General features: G+C 30.8%; 17 protein-coding genes and 2 riboswitches. Of the genes, 16 read left to right on the top strand and 1 reads right to left on the bottom strand.

The window, feature by feature from the left end; translation table 11 throughout:
* Positions 1-78 precede the first annotated feature (78 nt).
* From resA to B6K90_RS01160, 12 genes are all read left to right on the top strand, one after another.
* Positions 79-606, top strand: a complete 528-nt coding sequence (resA, locus tag B6K90_RS01210; RefSeq protein ID WP_088010718.1) for a thiol-disulfide oxidoreductase ResA — start codon at positions 79-81, stop codon at positions 604-606.
* Positions 607-634: 28 nt separating this feature from the next.
* Positions 635-2,257 carry a cytochrome c biogenesis protein ResB gene (resB, locus tag B6K90_RS01205; protein WP_088010717.1) on the top strand — a complete coding sequence of 541 codons (1,623 nt, stop codon included), beginning with the start codon at positions 635-637 and terminating at the stop codon, positions 2,255-2,257.
* A 13-nt stretch (positions 2,258-2,270) separates the two neighbouring features.
* A complete protein-coding gene (gene ccsB / locus B6K90_RS01200; protein ID WP_088010716.1) occupies positions 2,271-3,437 on the top strand; it encodes a c-type cytochrome biogenesis protein CcsB in 1,167 nt (388 codons plus the stop codon).
* Between the two features lie 237 nt (positions 3,438-3,674).
* Entirely contained in the window at positions 3,675-4,394 is a 720-nt protein-coding gene (locus B6K90_RS01195; protein ID WP_088010715.1) for a response regulator transcription factor, read from the top strand.
* Positions 4,394-6,178, top strand: a complete 1,785-nt coding sequence (locus B6K90_RS01190; RefSeq protein WP_088010714.1) for an ATP-binding protein — start codon at positions 4,394-4,396, stop codon at positions 6,176-6,178. The genes B6K90_RS01195 and B6K90_RS01190 overlap by 1 nt, the downstream gene beginning before the upstream one ends.
* 137 nt (positions 6,179-6,315) lie before the next feature.
* Positions 6,316-6,489: riboswitch (cobalamin riboswitch) on the top strand.
* A 124-nt stretch (positions 6,490-6,613) separates the two neighbouring features.
* Complete coding sequence (locus B6K90_RS01185) at positions 6,614-7,573, top strand: ABC transporter substrate-binding protein (RefSeq protein ID WP_088010713.1); 960 nt, start codon at positions 6,614-6,616, stop codon at positions 7,571-7,573.
* The gene (locus B6K90_RS01180; RefSeq protein WP_167555240.1) at positions 7,539-8,591 is read left to right on the top strand and encodes a FecCD family ABC transporter permease; all 1,053 of its coding nucleotides are present in this window, start codon (positions 7,539-7,541) and stop codon (positions 8,589-8,591) included. The genes B6K90_RS01185 and B6K90_RS01180 overlap by 35 nt, the downstream gene beginning before the upstream one ends.
* Positions 8,588-9,373, top strand: coding sequence for an ABC transporter ATP-binding protein (locus B6K90_RS01175; protein WP_088010711.1), 786 nt, complete (start codon positions 8,588-8,590; stop codon positions 9,371-9,373). The genes B6K90_RS01180 and B6K90_RS01175 overlap by 4 nt, the downstream gene beginning before the upstream one ends.
* 29 nt (positions 9,374-9,402) lie before the next feature.
* Positions 9,403-9,972: a cob(I)yrinic acid a,c-diamide adenosyltransferase gene (locus B6K90_RS01170; RefSeq protein ID WP_088010710.1), complete on the top strand. Its 570-nt coding sequence runs from the start codon at positions 9,403-9,405 to the stop codon at positions 9,970-9,972.
* A gap of 274 nt (positions 9,973-10,246) precedes the next feature.
* Positions 10,247-10,393, top strand: a complete 147-nt coding sequence (locus B6K90_RS23530) for a hypothetical protein (RefSeq protein ID WP_167555239.1) — start codon at positions 10,247-10,249, stop codon at positions 10,391-10,393.
* A gap of 142 nt (positions 10,394-10,535) precedes the next feature.
* Positions 10,536-11,444, top strand: coding sequence for a phosphotransferase (locus tag B6K90_RS01165; RefSeq protein WP_088010709.1), 909 nt, complete (start codon positions 10,536-10,538; stop codon positions 11,442-11,444).
* A gap of 63 nt (positions 11,445-11,507) precedes the next feature.
* Positions 11,508-11,643, top strand: a riboswitch (FMN riboswitch).
* A gap of 215 nt (positions 11,644-11,858) precedes the next feature.
* A complete protein-coding gene (locus B6K90_RS01160) occupies positions 11,859-12,428 on the top strand; it encodes an ECF transporter S component (protein WP_088010708.1) in 570 nt (189 codons plus the stop codon).
* A 125-nt stretch (positions 12,429-12,553) separates the two neighbouring features.
* On the opposite strand, the gene B6K90_RS01155 is transcribed toward B6K90_RS01160, so the two are convergent.
* On the bottom strand, positions 12,554-12,802 hold the full coding sequence (locus B6K90_RS01155; RefSeq protein WP_025672247.1) for a ferredoxin: 249 nt from the start codon (positions 12,800-12,802) through the stop codon (positions 12,554-12,556).
* Between the two features lie 320 nt (positions 12,803-13,122).
* Here B6K90_RS01155 and B6K90_RS01150 point away from each other — a divergent pair, with 320 nt between their 5' ends.
* Genes B6K90_RS01150 through B6K90_RS01135 form a run of 4 tightly spaced genes read left to right on the top strand, consistent with a single transcriptional unit; the run spans position 13,123 to position 16,911 of the window.
* Complete coding sequence (locus B6K90_RS01150; RefSeq protein WP_088010707.1) at positions 13,123-14,196, top strand: helix-turn-helix domain-containing protein; 1,074 nt, start codon at positions 13,123-13,125, stop codon at positions 14,194-14,196.
* Positions 14,183-15,700 carry a RecQ family ATP-dependent DNA helicase gene (locus B6K90_RS01145; protein WP_088010706.1) on the top strand — a complete coding sequence of 506 codons (1,518 nt, stop codon included), beginning with the start codon at positions 14,183-14,185 and terminating at the stop codon, positions 15,698-15,700. The genes B6K90_RS01150 and B6K90_RS01145 overlap by 14 nt, the downstream gene beginning before the upstream one ends.
* A gap of 9 nt (positions 15,701-15,709) precedes the next feature.
* Positions 15,710-16,294 carry a CPBP family intramembrane glutamic endopeptidase gene (locus tag B6K90_RS01140; protein WP_088010705.1) on the top strand — a complete coding sequence of 195 codons (585 nt, stop codon included), beginning with the start codon at positions 15,710-15,712 and terminating at the stop codon, positions 16,292-16,294.
* Entirely contained in the window at positions 16,291-16,911 is a 621-nt protein-coding gene (locus tag B6K90_RS01135) for a LysM peptidoglycan-binding domain-containing protein (RefSeq protein WP_088010704.1), read from the top strand. The genes B6K90_RS01140 and B6K90_RS01135 overlap by 4 nt, the downstream gene beginning before the upstream one ends.
* The last annotated feature ends 115 nt before the right edge of the window (positions 16,912-17,026 follow it).

Genomic DNA, 17,026 nt, shown 5'->3' with positions numbered 1-17,026 from the left:
GTCTTTTTTGAAACGTATCAAATTTCTATTCAAGAATAGGAAATAATGATATTCTATCATATGGGAGGAACTGTATATATGAAGAAAAATAGAACGTTAATTCGAACAATTATCCTATTAGTTTTGGTTTGTGCAATTGGTTATACTTTTTACATAAATTTCTTTAAGAAAGATGAAGTTATTACTAAAGGAAGTAAAGCACCAAACTTTGCTATGACGGAGCTGAATACCGGTAAAAAATTTACTCTTTCAGGTGAAAAGGGAAAAGGTGTAATTGTTAATTTTTGGGGTACTTGGTGTGAACCATGTAAGCGAGAAATGCCTTTTATGAATGAAATCTATTCGAAATATAAAGGGAAAGGTATCGAGTTGCTTGCAATGAATGCAGATGAATCGAAGTTTTCAGTAGAACGATTTGTAAGCGATTATAATCTTAATTTTCCAGTCGGAATAGATAAAGATCAAGAGGTTCTAAATATATATGGTGTTAACCCTTTACCAACTACGTTTTTTGTTAGTCCGGATGGGACAATTAAGAGAATTGTAACTGGTCAAATGACGCCAAACTCTTTTGAAAGTTATATTAAAGAAATATTACCAAAATGATGAGTGTACATTAGTAAGGGGAAATAAAATGGAGACGTTTAAATGTGAATGTGGTCATCTTAATCATGTAGGTACTGTAATTTGTGAATCATGTGGTAAACCTCAAGATGAAAAAGCAACCGAACTACTAGATATGCGCTACGAAGGGACTGCTAGAAGATCAGTCGTTAATAATCAAACTTATATAGATAAAATATGGACGTTTTTTTCATCTGTAAAAGTAGCTGTTGTCATCATTCTAATTACGCTAGTAGCGGCAGCATTAGGTACTATTTTTCCGCAAAGAGATTTACTACCGCCTACTGCAAATCCCGCAACGTATTATCAAGATGAATATGGAATCTTTGGTAAAATTTATGATGCAATCGGTTTGGATAATACGTTTAACTCATGGTGGTTCATGTTACTTGTTGCTTCGATTGGGATATCACTAGTAATTTGTAGTTTGGATCGAATTTTACCACTCTATAAAGCTCTAAACAAACAAACTGTTACTAGACATCCAAACTTTTTAAAAAGACAAAAAATGTTTGGAATTAGTAGAGTTGATCAGATACAAGACGAAATAGAAAAGGCTAAAATTAATTTACGTAAAAGAGGTTATAAGATTCGTGAAGAAAACGGCAATGTCTTAGCAGAAAAAGGTCGTTTCTCTCGTTGGGGTCCATATGTAAACCACATAGGCTTGATTATCTTCCTTATTGGGGTAATGATGAGATATGTACCAGGAATGTATATGGATAAGGCACTTTGGGTTCAAGAAGGCGAATTAAAACCTGTCGTTGGCACAAATCAAAACTATTATATTAAATTAAATGATTTCCATATGGAAACGTATGATAAAGATAAAGAGGGTAAAGTTTATAAAAAAGCGATTGAGCGCTTTGGAAATGATAAAATACCAAAAAACTATCAAGCCGATGTTACGTTGTATAAACGCGAAGGAAATTTAATACCAGGGGAAGATCCAAATCTTAAAAAAGTAAAGGATTATAGTATTAAAGTTAATGAACCTCTTAAGTTCCAAAACTTCGCTCTATATCAAGTAGATTATCGAATCGGTGAATTTAGTGCATTCTTATTTACATTACAAAATAAACAAACAGGTGAAAAATTAGGACCAATAACAGTTGATTTACAAAATCCAAAAGAAGTATATGACTTGAAAAATGGATATAAAGTAGAACTTAAAAATTATTTTCCAGATTTTTATTTTAACTCTGATGGTCAACCTGATACAAAAACGAGAAAGCCAAACAATCCAGCGTTTGTATTTAAAATGACTACGCCAAAAACACCAAAGGGTGAAGTAGCATTCGTTGCAATCAAGCAAAATATTGAACCAAATGGAGAAAACAAATATAAAATGTCATTTGCCGGCATTGAAACAAAAGATTCAACTGGTTTAACAGTGCGTAAAGATTTAACTCTTTGGTTACTAGGGCTTGGAGGAGCAATTTTTATGATCGGTGTAATTCAAGGTATGTATTGGTATCACCGACGCGTTTGGATTCAGAATCAAGATGGGGAAGTTTGGGTTGCGGCATTTACAAATAAAAATTATTATGGTTTAAAGATGGAATTAAAGAAAGTGTTTGGAGACACAAAAATAGAATTGCCGATTGATCAACAAGTTGAGAAAAGTGTTTAATTAGGGGGAAAATATGTACGAGCTAAGTAGTAATTTTTTATTTACCGCGTTTATTTGTTATATAGTAGCTACTTTCTTTTTTGGTGGCTCGATGAAAACAAAAGATGATGGTCCTAATAGATGGGGTACAATTGGTATTACAATTACATTAATTGGATTCTTATCGCAAATTACTTATTTTATTTTAAGATGGATTGCTGCTGGACACGCACCTGTAAGTAATTTATTTGAATTTATTACATTCTTTGGAATGATGTTAATTTTAGCGTTTATCATGATTTATTTTATGTATCGCCTAAATATAATTGGACTATTTGCATTACCGTTGTCAATTATCATCATTGCATATGCATCTGTATTTCCACATGAAATCAAACCATTAGTACCATCTTTAAAAAGCTATTGGTTACATATCCATGTAACGACAGCAGCTTTAGGTGAAGCTATTTTAGCGATTAGCTTTATTACGGGACTAATTTATTTAATTAAAAATATCGATCAAAAAGTTTCAACGAAGAAAACATTTTGGTTAGAAGCAGTTTTATATTTCTTAGTAACTGTTGTTGGTTTCGTCGTTATTTCAACAGCTTTTACTGCCTCTGGTTACGAAGCGAAATATAATTGGATTAATAAAGATAAAGCACAAGAAGAAATGGTCTATAACCTTCCATCACTTGTTGGTCCACATAAAGGTGAATTAACTACAAAAGATAAATTTGAAGCACTGGCAGAAATGCCAGCAATGGTTAATGCTAAAAAATTAAACACTGTAATTTGGTCAATTTTTGCTGGAGCAGCATTATATGCAATCATTCGCTTAATTTTAAGAAAACGAATTGGCGCATTTTTACAGCCTTTTGTACAAAAAGTCGATAGTGAATTATTAGACGAAATCGGATACCGTGCAGTAGCAATTGGTTTTCCAGTATTTACACTTGGTGGACTAATTTTTGCCATGATTTGGGCTCAAATTGCTTGGACAAAGTTCTGGAGCTGGGATCCAAAGGAAGATTGGGCATTAATCACTTGGTTATTTTATGCAGTATTCCTACATCTTCGTTTCAAACGAAATTGGCAAGGTGAAAAATCAGCTTGGTTAGCCGTACTAGGATTTGCAATTATTATGTTTAACTTAATTGCTGTTAACTTAATCATTGCAGGCTTACACTCCTACGCGTAATTAATAAAAAGCCCTGTAAAGGAATAATCTTTCCTTTATAGGTTTTTTTTTTGAACTTAAACTTATTTCTAAATTTCATTTCCTATTTCCTTTCTAAATATTCTTGCTCTTGCTTCCAAGTTTTTTTTCACTATTTTATGGAAATAATAAATTCTAAGAATTATGTAAAAATGTTCACAAATTATACTAGAATATACGTTTTTTATTATGTAAAATTATGAAGAGGGGGTCGAAATTATGGAACAAAATATAAAAATACTAATAGCAGATGATGAAGATCGTATTAGACGATTATTAAAAATGTATTTGGAACGTGATGGATATAGTATTGATGAAGCTGAAAATGGTGAAGATGCTTTAAATTTAGCATTGAAGAATGATTATTCCTTAATCGTACTAGATTTGATGATGCCTAAAATTGATGGAATTGAAGTCTGTAGGGAAATACGAAAAACAAAAACAACGCCTGTTATCATGTTAACGGCAAAAGGTGAAGAAACAAACCGAGTTCAAGGTTTTGAAGTTGGTACAGATGATTATATCGTTAAACCATTTAGTCCACGTGAAGTAGTTCTTCGTGTTAAAGCTCTATTAAGACGTTCTTCACCAGTACCAGTATTTACTTCAGACAATTCTTCAGCGAAGGATATCGTAGTGTTTCCTCATCTAACGATTGATAATGATGCTCATAAAGTAATTGTTGAAGGGGAAGAGATCAGTTTAACACCAAAAGAATATGAACTACTGTTGTTTTTAGCTAAGGCACCTGACAAAGTATTTGATCGTGAAACATTATTAAAATCAGTTTGGCAATATGATTTTTTCGGAGATTTACGTACCGTAGACACTCATGTAAAACGACTACGAGAAAAATTAAGTAAAAGCTCTGAGGATGCCGCTAAAATGATTGTCACCGTTTGGGGTGTAGGTTATAAATTTGAAGTAGGTCAGGAGTAATGATTGTAAGAAGTTTAGTTGGAAAGCTTTGGCTGACAATTATCTTACTAGTTTCACTTGTGTTATCATTCTTGACCTTTGTCTTAATAGGATTCTTTGAAAAATTTTACATTGACCTTCAAGTACAAAATATGAAAGATGATGCCACGAAAATTGCACAATTAATAGAAAATGGTCAACCACTCTCAAATATTGAGTATTTATCAAATAATATTGTTAGTAGATATTCGAGAGTGATCATTTCTATTGACGGTCAAGAGCCGTGGTATTCAAATAATACATATGGAATACAGGAGCTACCTTTTAAAGAAATAAAAAATGATGAAATCTTAAATCAAACGTTAAATGAGAATAAAGAGGTCAGTAAAAGACTTGTTTATGGTGAAAATAGTGAGAGAGAAAAGTTAGTAGTCGGTGTTCCAATAAATACAAACTCAAAAAATGGAGCTGTATTTATATACCAAACATTACAACCTGTTAAAGTAATGATTCACCAAACGACTAATTTTGTCTTGCTTGCAGCATCGATTGGTATCGTATTAACAACATTTTTCTCATTCTTTCTTTCTTCTAAAATTACAGCACCTCTTAGAAAGATGAAAGAAGTTGTAAGTAGTATGACTTCAGGGAATTTTAATGTGAAAGTACCAATCCATTCAAGTGATGAAATTGGAGAGCTTGCGTATTCATTTAACAAGATGAGTAAACAATTAAATTTTAATATGAATGCATTAAAACAAGAGAAGGAGAAAGTTTCTAATATTATTACAAGTATGGTAGATGGTGTAATTTCGATTGATAAAGAAGGGCAAATCGTGACATCAAATCCACCAGCTGAACGCTTTTTGAAAATGCTTAATGATGATCAGTTAGAAGAATCCTCATCCCTTGTTTTAACTAAGGAACTATCAGATTTATTTGTATTAGTAGTCGAAAGTGAGAAAAAGCAATTTATCGAATTGAATTTTGATCAAGGTAATTGGCAAGTATTAATGTCGCCTCTTTATAATCAAACAAATATACGAGGCGTTGTAGCGGTGATTCGAGATGTTACAGAGCAAAGACGTTTAGAAAAGATGAGAAAAGATTTTATAGCTCATGTTTCTCATGAACTACGTACGCCTATTTCTTTATTACAAGGTTATAGCGAAGCGATTGTTGATGGTGTAGCAGAATCCAAAGAAGAAATGCAAGAATTGTCACAAATCATTTATGATGAGTCACTTAGAATGGGTCGATTAGTCAATGATTTATTAGATTTAGCAAGAATGGAAAACGGATTTACTGAATTAAATAGAGAGTTTGTTCCTCTTGTACAATTTATCGATCGAATCTTACGCAAGTTTAAAGGTTTAGCAAAGGAAAAAAATATTAAGCTATTTGGTGAAATCGACAACGTTCCACATTTAAATATCTACATAGATGAGGATCGAATGGAACAAGTTTTTACAAATTTAATAGATAATGCAATAAGACATACGAATGAAAATGGAAGAATAATTGTTTCAGTAAATCAAAATGAAAGATCAACTATATTTAATTTTATTGACTCAGGTGCAGGAATTTCAAATGAAGATTTACCATTTGTATTTGAACGTTTTTATAAAGCCGATAAAGCTCGAACAAGAGGTAGAAGTGGAACGGGTCTAGGTTTATCAATCGTTAAAAATATTGTAACAGCACATGGTGGATCTATTCAAGTCTTTAGTGATGTAGGACAGGGAACGACATTTAAAGTTAAAATACCGCATAATTTACGAATGAACAAAAAAGATGTAGAGTAATCTTGTTTCATATAAAACATATTTCCATTATGTATTGAGAAGAGATTTCTACAAAACACATAAAAAATTTAGTAAAATAATAAACGCATAAATAAAATAATTGAATTCTTACCCAATTTATCTTACGATTGAATTAATGAAATATTGATGAGTTTAGTGCAAGTATTGCTTAAAAGGGAATCTGGTATTAATCCAGAACTGTCCCCGCAACTGTAATGTGGACGAAACGAATAGCCACTGTTCTTTAAGAATGGGAAGGTCGGAGTAGGTTGAAACAAAGTCAGTAGACCTGCTAAATTCATCCTTGTTCAATTCTTCGGGGAGTAAGAATTTGAAGCAGCAGTTGCAAGACTTCTTGTATATTTATGTTGTTTCAGCTCCGTTCAAAAAGAATGGGGTTTTTTTATGCTTTCCGATTATATTAGGAGGATTTAAATGAAGAAGTTTTTATCAAGTTTTATCATTATGTTATTGTGTTTAGGTTTATTTGGTTGTAATAATGATACGACACAAAAAAAATCGAATGTAAGTAAAAGTGAACAAGCAACTTTTCCAATGACAGTTAAAGATGCAACGAACAAAGAAATTAGTTTTAAAGAAGCACCTAAAAAAATAGTGTCACTAATTCCAAGTAATACTGAAATTTTGTTTTCTATTGGAGAGGGAAAGGATGTTATAGGCGTAACAGATTTTGACAATTATCCAAAAGAAGTAAAAACAATCGAGAAGGTCGGCGGAAATAATGCCGATATGACATATAATGTTGAAAAAATTATTTCTTTAAAACCTGATTTAGTTTTAGCACATGAATCAAGTTTAGGAATATCTGCTGACGGTTTAGAACAGTTAAAACAAGCGGGAATTAATGTTTTTGTCGTTAAAAACGCTGCAACTATTAATGATGTATATGATACAATTTTACAAGTTGGTGAAATAACTGGAAAAACGGAGCAGTCTAAAAAAGTTATTAGCGACATGAAAACTAAATTAGATGAAATTAGCAAAAAAACGGCAAAAGCATCTACAAATCCAAAGGTTTGGCTAGAAATTTCTGGTCCTCCAGAAATATATACAGCAGGTAAAGGTACATTCCTAAATGAAATGATTTCGATTATTCATGCTAAAAACATTGCTGAAAGCGAAAAGGGATGGGTACAGTACAGTGAGGAATCAGCGATCAAAGCGAATCCTGATGTGATTTTAACAACTTATGGAGATTTCGTTCCAAATTTGGAAAAAACTGTAATGGCTAGAAAAAACTGGCAAACAGTAAATGCAATTAAAAATAAACGTGTATATGATATAAATGCAGATACAACATCTAGACCAGGTCCAAGACTTGCAGAGGGAGTCGAAGCAATTGCAAAGGCGGTTTACCCAGAGCTTTTTAAATAATACATATTTTATCTTTTTATTTCCAATTATCTTATTAATTTTTTTATTTATTTTAGGGGTTTCGATAGGGTCTACATCGATTCCCTTTTCTTCTATTCTGTCTAGCTTTTCAGATGCTCTATTTAAAACTGATTATGTCCCAGCTGATATACAAACTATCGTAATGAATATACGCGTGCCAAGAGTAATGCTAGCTGCCTTAGTAGGTGCATGTCTTTCATTAGCAGGTGTAGCATTTCAAGGGATACTTAAAAATCCATTAGCTGATCCTTTTACATTAGGTGTTTCTTCAGGTGCCTCTGTGGGAGCGGTAGTTGTTTTATTTTTTCAAATAAGCTTACCCTTTGTAACCTATTTTACATTGCCTGTTGTTAGTATATTATTTGGATTTGGTACACTTATATTATTATTACTATTTGTTAGAAAACTAGATCGATCTCTTAATGTAGAGACAATCATATTAGGTGGAATCATAATTAGTTCATTTTGTTCTGCATTGTTATCATTATTTATTACATTTTCAAATAATGAATTACGTGCAGTAATTGGATGGTTAATGGGTAATATTGGTGGGAGAGGCATTCAGTACTCTCTTAGTTTATTACCGTTTTTAATCATTTCTTTTTTAATTTTATTTAGTCAAAATAGGCAATTAGATGCAATGACATTTGGTAGCACAAATGCAAAACATATCGGAATAGATGTAAAAAAATCGACTTATTTAATTTTGTTAACAGGTAGTATTTTATCTGGTGCAGCAGTAGCAGTTTCTGGAACAATTGGATTTGTAGGATTAGTTGTTCCGCATTTTACTAGAATACTTGTAGGACCATTACATAAAAAATTACTTCCTTTATCGATGATAAATGGAGCAATATTTTTAATTGGGTCTGACATATTATCGAGAGTTATTTTAGCCCCAAGAGAGTTACCAATCGGAGTAATTACTTCTTTAATTGGTGCTCCAATATTTGCTTTTATATTACTATCTTTGAAAAGAAATAGGGGAAATGTATGATCAAATGTCAAGATATCTCATATTCATATGATGGAATTCATAATGATTTGGATGAACTGTCATATTCTATTAATCAAGGAGAATGGCTAGGAATTATTGGTCCAAACGGGAGTGGAAAGTCAACGTTTTTAAATATTCTTTGTGGACTTTTTAAGCCTTCTAAAGGAAATGTAATGTTGGATGGAGAATTTGTATCTAGTATGTCTAATAAACAAATAGCAAAGAAGATTGCTGTTTTATCACAACAAAATTCCTTTACATATTCTTATGAGGTAAAAGAAACAGTTAAACTTGGACGTCTTGCTCATTCGTCTTCCTTTTTTCCAAGTTGGTCCAAAAACGATGAAACTGCGGTTAATAATGCAATGATGATGACTGGTACTAAGAAGATGGAAAAAAGCTTCATAAATGAAATTAGTGGTGGTGAGCGTCAAAGAGTATTTCTTGCTCAATGCTTCGCTCAGGAAACACCGTATATCTTTTTAGACGAACCAAGTAACCATTTAGATTTAATGCATACAATTAAAATTTTAGACGTTTTAAAGGAATTACAAAAAGATGAGAATAAAACAATTGTAACTGTTTTTCATGACTTAAATTTGGCAAGTCTTTACTGTGATCGATTATTAGGATTAAAAGATGGAAAAATGTATATCGAAGGAAAAACAGACTCAGTTTTAAGTGAAGATTTATTAAAAGGTTTATATGACACATCTTTTCAAATTTTAGATAATCCCGAAACAAATAAAAAGGTCATTATTTATAAAAGTAATGTATTGTAAATTAAAATTGAAAAAGGGAGATGTTTTTCATGAAAATTTATACAAAAACTGGGGATAAAGGCCAGACTAGCTTAGTAGGTAAACGAGTAGATAAAGATGATTTAAGGGTAGAGTCTTACGGAACAATTGACGAAGTAAATACAATCGTTGGGTACGCAATGACATATTTAGATCATGAAGATACAAAAGATATTTACAATGCTCTTCAAAAAATACAACATGAACTATTTGACTGTGGTGGAGATTTGGCAGTAGTAAAGGATAGCATTCCTTTTAAAACAACTGAGAAAATGGTTGAAGATCTTGAAACATTAATCGATGAGTATATGGAAGCAACTCCTCCATTACAGCGATTTATTTTACCTGGTGGGTCAAAACCTGCTGCAATCATTCATCAAGCTAGAGCAGTAACAAGACGTGCAGAACGAACTGTCGTAACATTAATGAAGCAAGAAAACATTCATCTTCCTGTATTTTTGTATTTAAATCGATTATCGGATTATTTCTTTGCACTTGCTAGGTTAATTAACACACGTCTAAATATTAAGGATGTTGAATACGAAAGAGGATCGATCGTATTTCGAACGGATAAAAAATAAATAAAAAAGTAGCGGTTGAATAGTTAAATTTTTCTAATCAATCGCTATTTTTTTTGTATAAATAACTTTTTTCAATCATAGAATGGTTGAGTGTATCTTTAGTAAAAGTCTATCTTGGCGTTTACATTTTCGATTTGCTCTATTACTTCTTAAGTAATATACATAAAGAAGTGTTAAAGGACTTGAAAAGATTTGTTAATGAATTACCAGTTGTTAGTCTACGAGTTATTGGGCGGATTAAAGACTTTCCACATTTCAAAGTAGGAGGCAAATAATGTTTGATTTTCTTAGGAGATGTTTGTTGATTGTTGTTTTTGTTTTAACGATTGGCCTTTTATTTATCGGAGGGAATCGAGAAAAATTAAAGGATATAATATCAGATAAAGATTTTCATGAATTAAAAATAGTTTCAAATCCATAAGTTTATTTGAATTTATAGTTTAACAATTAGCGTTTAGAAAACGATAGGATTTAGAACTTCCTTTTTAAATGTATTTTACTAATAAATTTGGTAAAGTACATTTATATGTGAAGTTCTATTTTTTGATTTTAAGGAGAAAGAAATGTCTAATATATGGGATCCAGCAATTGTAATGGAAGAGGGATTAGTAAAAGAAATAATAAAGAAACAATTCCCTGAAATAATAATAAACGTAATAAAAAAAATTGGAGAAGGCTTTGACAATACTGTTTTTTGTTTAAATAATGAAATTTTATTAAGATTTCCGCGAAGAGAAATAGCTGTAGCAATTTTAAACGTTGAAAGAAAATTACTCCCAATTATATATCATTATTTTGAATTGAAGACAACAATACCTATACTTGATGGTAAGCCATCTGAATTATTTCCTTGGCCATTTTTAGGATATAATTTTATTTCAGGAAAATCTCCAATTCAATTAAATAGAACTGAAAGAATTTTAATGATCGAACCAATCGCAAATTTCTTGAAAAATTTGCATTCAATAAAATTCGACGAATTAAAAGATATTAATTTACCTAATGATGAGTTGAGGCGATTAGATATAAACTTTCGTAAACCTCAGGCTAAAAAATATATACAACAGGCATTACAGAAGAAATTAATTGAAAATGAACAGAAAATTAATGATTATATTGAAAGCTTAGTTGAAATTAGAAGTGATACACCTTTAGTTCTTGTTCATGGTGATTTACATTTCAAGAATATGATTGTTAATGAACAAAACCAACTTGAAGGAATTATAGATTGGGGTGATGCTCATATCGGAAATCGTGAATTAGATTTATCAATTATTTATAGTCTAATTCCATACGATATGAGAAGTGCGTTTTATGAGATTTATGGTAGTGTATCAGAAACATCAAAGAAACTAGCACAGTTTAGAGCCGTCTATACAACAATTGTGCTGTTGTTATACGCAAATGATCAAAAAGACGATTCATTAGTAAGTTTTTGTCAAAAAAACTTAGATAATGCTCTAAATGTTTAGTTGGAGTTTTTTATTTACAAACTGTATTTAATTTAGTAACATTAAACTGTAATTTAATAAACGATCTATCTTCGGGGCGGGGCGAAATTCCCCACCGGCGGTAATTAAGCATTGCTTATAAGCCCGCGAGCCTGATTTTTGGGCAGGATCTAGTGCGATTCTAGAGCCGACAGTATAGTCTGGATGGGAGAAGATGGAGGTTCGCAAGTTCAAAAAATATTTCTTTTTGAACGCTTATTTGGCGTACTGAAAATTCTCCCCTATTTCAAAAAATAGGGGATTTTATTTTTTGCATAATTTTATACTATTTTTCATTTTTTAATTTGGACTTATTATAGTATTTGCAAATAATAACGCTACTTAAGCGAACCTTTCATTTTTCTTGATATGATCGGGAAAAAGGAGAGAGGTATTATGCAACAACGCAACAAAGTAAATAAAATGGTAGTAGTAGCAATGCTTAGCAGTATTTCTTATCTACTGATGATGCTGGATTTTCCACTTCCTGCATTTCCAGTATGGCTTCAAATCGACTTTAGTGAGGTTCCGGCACTAATAGGAGCAATTGTTTTTGGTCCTGTCGCTGGTATTGGTGTAGAGTTAATAAAAAACATCCTTCATTACGTAATTAATGGTAGTATGACTGGTGTGCCTATAGGTGAATTTGCTAATTTTAGTGCCGGAGTATTATACATTTTACCTGCATCGTATTTCTTTAGAAAGTATCGTTCAGTAAAAGGTTTAACTCTTGGATTAATCGTTGGTACTGTAGTGATGACTGGAATTTTAAGCCTTTTAAATTATTTTGTGTTATTACCTGCATATGCACATTTTATGAATTTTAACCTACCAAATGAAGTAATTGTCACATCAATTATGCCATTTAATGCAATCAAAGGTCTGTTAATCATGATTTTATTCTTAGTAATTTACCCTAAATTAAAGGTTTGGTTAACTCAAAGAATGAATGTTCATAACGTATAAATAAATGAAGTGTCTACTAAATTTTAGTAGACACTTTTTATTTTCTCTAAATGACTGTAAAAATGAGAAGGTTGAGCAATCATAAAAATAAAAAAAGCGACGAAATAACATCGTCGCAGTTTTTACTATTCGAATTTTAAAGCGTCGCCATCGAATGCTTCGTCAGCAACTTTGATTGAATCTGTTGGGCATCCTTCAAATGCATCCATCATGTCATCAACTAAAACGTCTGGAATTTCAACGATTCCTTGGTTATCATCTAGAGTAACGTATGCGATCCCTTCATCATCATAGTCATAGATATCAGGTGCAGCTGCGCCACAAGCGCCACATGCGATACAAGTGTCTTTATCAACGATTGTATATTTTGCCATTGTATTGACCTCCCAAATTATTCCCTGTTTTTGTTACAGATACTATTTTTGTAATGTACCTGTAAACATTTTAAAACGGTTTCCAAAACTTTTCAATATAATTGTACAAGGTTTTGAAAAAAACGAGAAATGATGAAATCCCAAATAAAATAAATCATGATTTTTATATGTTTAAAATGGTTTGGTTATTGATACATATGATAAGCTAGAAGAAATAAAAACTATTTAGAAAAAATGCACAAATATTTTTGTACTACTAATTATTATTCGAAAAAATATTCAAATATATTAATGGAATAATTTTATTTGAGAGGTTTAAGATGACTAAACTATCAATATTGGAAGAAATCATCCTTTTTTTACTTCATCGATATAATGGCGAACGAACGATCCAAGGTATGATGCATTTATTAAAGGGTAAACAAAGTGCTCAAATCATTCAAGATTCTCATTTTTATCATGTCACATCATTTTTCGGACTTTTTCATTTCCTTACACATCAGAATATGCAAGAAATCATAAATGGGTTAGAGTTTAAAGGGTACATAAGTCAGTCGGAAAATAAAAATATCTATTTGTTAAATAAAAATGGTCAAGCTTATCTAGCAAATCAAAAATTCCAGTTTATGGACTTTACATATATAAACGGTCTAAGGTTTTCTAGTATTCAAAAGATTTTTTGGAAAAGATTTTCATTGTTTTTTCAAACAGCTTCCAATTTGAATATGAATTTAAAATATTTTAGGGCGGTTATTCAAGACCAAGATATACAAGATTGGGTAAAAAATGAGATTCTTAATTTTAATGGGAATAAAAACGAATTAGTTAATCAATTTTACAAAGAATTACATACAATTTTAGAAAATTTAAGTAACGAAGACGCATTACTATTTGTCAATCGATTGTCTGGAGCAAATGCTTACGGAATGACTTTAGAACAGATTGCATCTGAACGCAAAGAGAGTGTTGAAAAAATTTATCTTAAATCGATTAATACTCTGCATCACATAATCACTATTTTAGTTGAACATAAAAATAAATATCCTTTTTTAAGTAAATTTGTTAATGGAGATAATAGCACTAATATTACAAATACTTCAATTGAAACGAAGCGATTATTTACTGAGGGTAAAACAATTCAAGAAATAGCGGCAATTCGAAATTTGAAGATTAGTACAATAGAGGATCATATTGTTGAGTGTGTATTAGGTGATAAATTATTTCCAATTAATCAATTTATTACGACAAAACAATTTACATTAATAAAAAATAAAATTATTGAACTAAATACAAGGAAATTAAAAATTATTAAAGAAGCTTTATTAAATGAGGTAACATATTTTCAAATTCGTATTACTCTTGCAAGAATGGGTGATTTACATGAACCTAAATAAAGTCCTATACGAAAAATTCGGTTATTCAACCTTTCGTAGTAACCAAAAAGAAATTATTAATGACCTGTTAAACTCAAAAGATGTATTAGCAATGCTTCCTACAGGTGGAGGGAAGTCATTATTATATCAACTAACAGGGCTACTATTGCCTGGCGTTGTAGTAATCGTTTCTCCATTACTGTCCCTTATGGAGGATCAAGTAGAACAAATTAAAGCTTTTGGAGATAAACGAGTCATTGCACTAAATAGCTTTAGAAGTTTTGAGCAAAAAAAATATTTATTAAATAATATAAGCAGCTATAAGTTTATTTTTGTTTCGCCTGAAATGTTACAAAATCACTTTTTAATTCAAAAGCTTTCAGCGTCTAAAGTTTCTTTATTTGTTGTTGATGAAGCACATTGTATATCACAGTGGGGGCATGACTTTAGGCCAGAATATAAAACTTTAGGGGAAATAAAGCAGAAATTAAATAATCCGACAGTTTTAGCTTTAACCGCTACAGCTAGCAAAAATGTGCGGGAAGAAATAATTGAAACTTTACATTTAAAACATGTTCAAAAATATATTAATTCGGTTAATAGAGAGAATATTGCAATTCAAGTTGAAAAAGTAGATTCGGAAATAGAAAAGCTCAAGTCTTTAACTGACCATCTTTCAAAATTAAAGGGTCCGGGAATCGTCTATTGTGGTACAAGAGCTACTTGCGAAAAAATTTCACATACCATAAGAGAAAAATTAAATTGCAAAGTTGCTTATTATCACGGTGGAATGGAACATGAGCAAAGAATTTTGATTCAACAACAATTTATACAAAACCAAATAGATATCATAGTTTGTACAAGTGCTTTTGGTATGGGGATAAACAAACCAAATGTAAGATTTGTAATTCATTATCAGTATCCGTCAAACATTGAGAATTATCTTCAAGAAATTGGGCGTGCTGGCCGTGATGGTGAGCCAAGCATAGCTATACTAATCTTATGTGAGGAAGATCATGAGTTACCAATAAGGCTAATTGATGACGAAATTCTTTCTGTGAATCAAGTTGAGTCTTTTATAGCGTATTTAAAAAGATTAGAAGAAAATTCGATCAAATTGACTGAAACGCTAGTGTCAAATTGGAAATCAGTTTTTCAATTTAGTGAAATACAGTGGACCACTCTTTATTCTGAAATGGTTAAATTTAATCTAATCGTAAATGAACACTTATCTTTAGAAAAAATAAATTACGGCTTATTAGAATCGATTAAAGAATTGATTTCCGAGCGGAAAAAAGTAAAATATTTAAAGCTCAAAGCGATGATTGATTTTCTATCTTCATCGACTTGTTATCGTGAAAAATATTTATTACTATTTGATGAAATTTTAGAACAAAGACCAATAAATTGCTGTAGCATTTGTGGTATATCATTTGATGATTATTGTTCAACTGATTATGTGAAAGATGAAAAAACTAACGTACTTTCATGGGAACAAGAATTAAGAAATAAATTGGGGCTGTGAGGAATCTATATGGAAAGTGAATTAAACCGTCAAGAAATTCCTGTTAACTATTTAAAGAAAAGTGTATATGGTACGCAGTTAATCATTTTAGTGTTCGCTATTTTGTGTATTACTTTTTTTATTGGTCCAGAAAAATTTATAGATGATTTACATTTATTTAAAAGTTATAAAACATATTTATATGGATTTGGTGCTGGATTTTCACTCGTCCTTTTTAATATTTTATTAAATTATACGATTCCAGAGCGTTTGTTGGATGATGGTGGATTTAATAAGAGATTCTTTACGTCACTTTCAGTTCCTGAAATGACAATACTTTGTATTATAATCGCATTATCAGAAGAATTATTTTTTAGAGGATTTATTCAAGCTAAATTTGGACTAATAATTGCATCAATTGTTTTTGCTTTAGTTCATTTTCGTTATGTGAAAAAACCGATCTTACTTACAATCGTATTAATTGAAAGTTTTTTCTTAGGTTACTTATATTTGAAAACAAATAATATTGTTATCGTATTTATCGCACATTTTATCTTAGATTATGTTTTAGGAATGTATATGAAATTAAGTTTGGAAAGTGAAGACAAAGAATGAACAATGAGCTTCAGAATAATAGTATAGCTGACTTAAGTCGAAAGAATAAAAATAAGAAATTAAAAAATAAGAAAATAAATAATCAAAAAAAAGAAGTAGATTTGTTAAATCTACCACCAAGAAGTGAAACAATGAAAATAAAAGAAGATCAACGAAGACCTTGGTGGAAAATAAAATATCCTTTAATCACTGCTTTAGTTATAATCTTTATCATGCTACCATTTGGAGTAGTTAAGTTTGTACATAGTAAATACGATAAAATTTTTACTGAAAAAGGAAGTTTAATCATTCCTTCTAATAAATTTGAAAAAGTTGAACTAGCAGATACTAATAATTTAAAAAAGCATAAAAAACAGAATAGTTCTCAGAAAACAGCTCCAATCAAAAAAGAGTTAAAAAATGAAGCGAAACCTCAAACAGATTCTAGTAAAACTGTAGGGGTGGAAGAAATTAATCACGAAGTAAAAAGAGGAGAAACATTGTTTACTATTTCAATGAAATATTATGGTAATCGTGATGGCGAAGAAATAATTCAAGATGCAAATCATTTAAAAGGAATAGAAGTGAAACCTGGGCAAATATTAAAAATTCCTTTAAATATCGATGTAGATAAATGATGTCAAGGAATATAGTAAAGACAAAGAAATTGAAATTCGAAATATTGGCAAATTCACTATGATCGAATGCTTCAAAACCATCATGTAATTACGGTCCAATTTAATGATACTGTAA

The sequence above is a fragment of the Gottfriedia acidiceleris genome (genome assembly GCF_002128425.1).
GTDB classification, from domain to species: Bacteria; Bacillota; Bacilli; order Bacillales; family Bacillaceae_G; genus Gottfriedia; species Gottfriedia acidiceleris.
This window is presented reverse-complemented; position numbering and strand designations above follow the sequence as displayed.

What these genes read in the sequence shown, in the direction of transcription:
- B6K90_RS01155 (WP_025672247.1), bottom strand. Translation starts at nt 12,802, where the DNA reads ATGGCAAAATATACAATCGTTGATAAAGACACTTGTATCGCATGTGGC.
- B6K90_RS01140 (WP_088010705.1), top strand. Translation starts at nt 15,710, where the DNA reads ATGGAAAGTGAATTAAACCGTCAAGAAATTCCTGTTAACTATTTAAAG.
- ccsB (WP_088010716.1), top strand. Translation starts at nt 2,271, where the DNA reads ATGTACGAGCTAAGTAGTAATTTTTTATTTACCGCGTTTATTTGTTAT.
- B6K90_RS01150 (WP_088010707.1), top strand. Translation starts at nt 13,123, where the DNA reads ATGACTAAACTATCAATATTGGAAGAAATCATCCTTTTTTTACTTCAT.
- resB (WP_088010717.1), top strand. Translation starts at nt 635, where the DNA reads ATGGAGACGTTTAAATGTGAATGTGGTCATCTTAATCATGTAGGTACT.
- B6K90_RS23530 (WP_167555239.1), top strand. Translation starts at nt 10,247, where the DNA reads ATGTTTGATTTTCTTAGGAGATGTTTGTTGATTGTTGTTTTTGTTTTA.
- resA (WP_088010718.1), top strand. Translation starts at nt 79, where the DNA reads ATGAAGAAAAATAGAACGTTAATTCGAACAATTATCCTATTAGTTTTG.
- B6K90_RS01145 (WP_088010706.1), top strand. Translation starts at nt 14,183, where the DNA reads ATGAACCTAAATAAAGTCCTATACGAAAAATTCGGTTATTCAACCTTT.
- B6K90_RS01185 (WP_088010713.1), top strand. Translation starts at nt 6,614, where the DNA reads ATGAAGAAGTTTTTATCAAGTTTTATCATTATGTTATTGTGTTTAGGT.
- B6K90_RS01170 (WP_088010710.1), top strand. Translation starts at nt 9,403, where the DNA reads ATGAAAATTTATACAAAAACTGGGGATAAAGGCCAGACTAGCTTAGTA.
- B6K90_RS01195 (WP_088010715.1), top strand. Translation starts at nt 3,675, where the DNA reads ATGGAACAAAATATAAAAATACTAATAGCAGATGATGAAGATCGTATT.
- B6K90_RS01135 (WP_088010704.1), top strand. Translation starts at nt 16,291, where the DNA reads ATGAACAATGAGCTTCAGAATAATAGTATAGCTGACTTAAGTCGAAAG.
- B6K90_RS01175 (WP_088010711.1), top strand. Translation starts at nt 8,588, where the DNA reads ATGATCAAATGTCAAGATATCTCATATTCATATGATGGAATTCATAAT.
- B6K90_RS01160 (WP_088010708.1), top strand. Translation starts at nt 11,859, where the DNA reads ATGCAACAACGCAACAAAGTAAATAAAATGGTAGTAGTAGCAATGCTT.
- B6K90_RS01165 (WP_088010709.1), top strand. Translation starts at nt 10,536, where the DNA reads ATGTCTAATATATGGGATCCAGCAATTGTAATGGAAGAGGGATTAGTA.
- B6K90_RS01190 (WP_088010714.1), top strand. Translation starts at nt 4,394, where the DNA reads ATGATTGTAAGAAGTTTAGTTGGAAAGCTTTGGCTGACAATTATCTTA.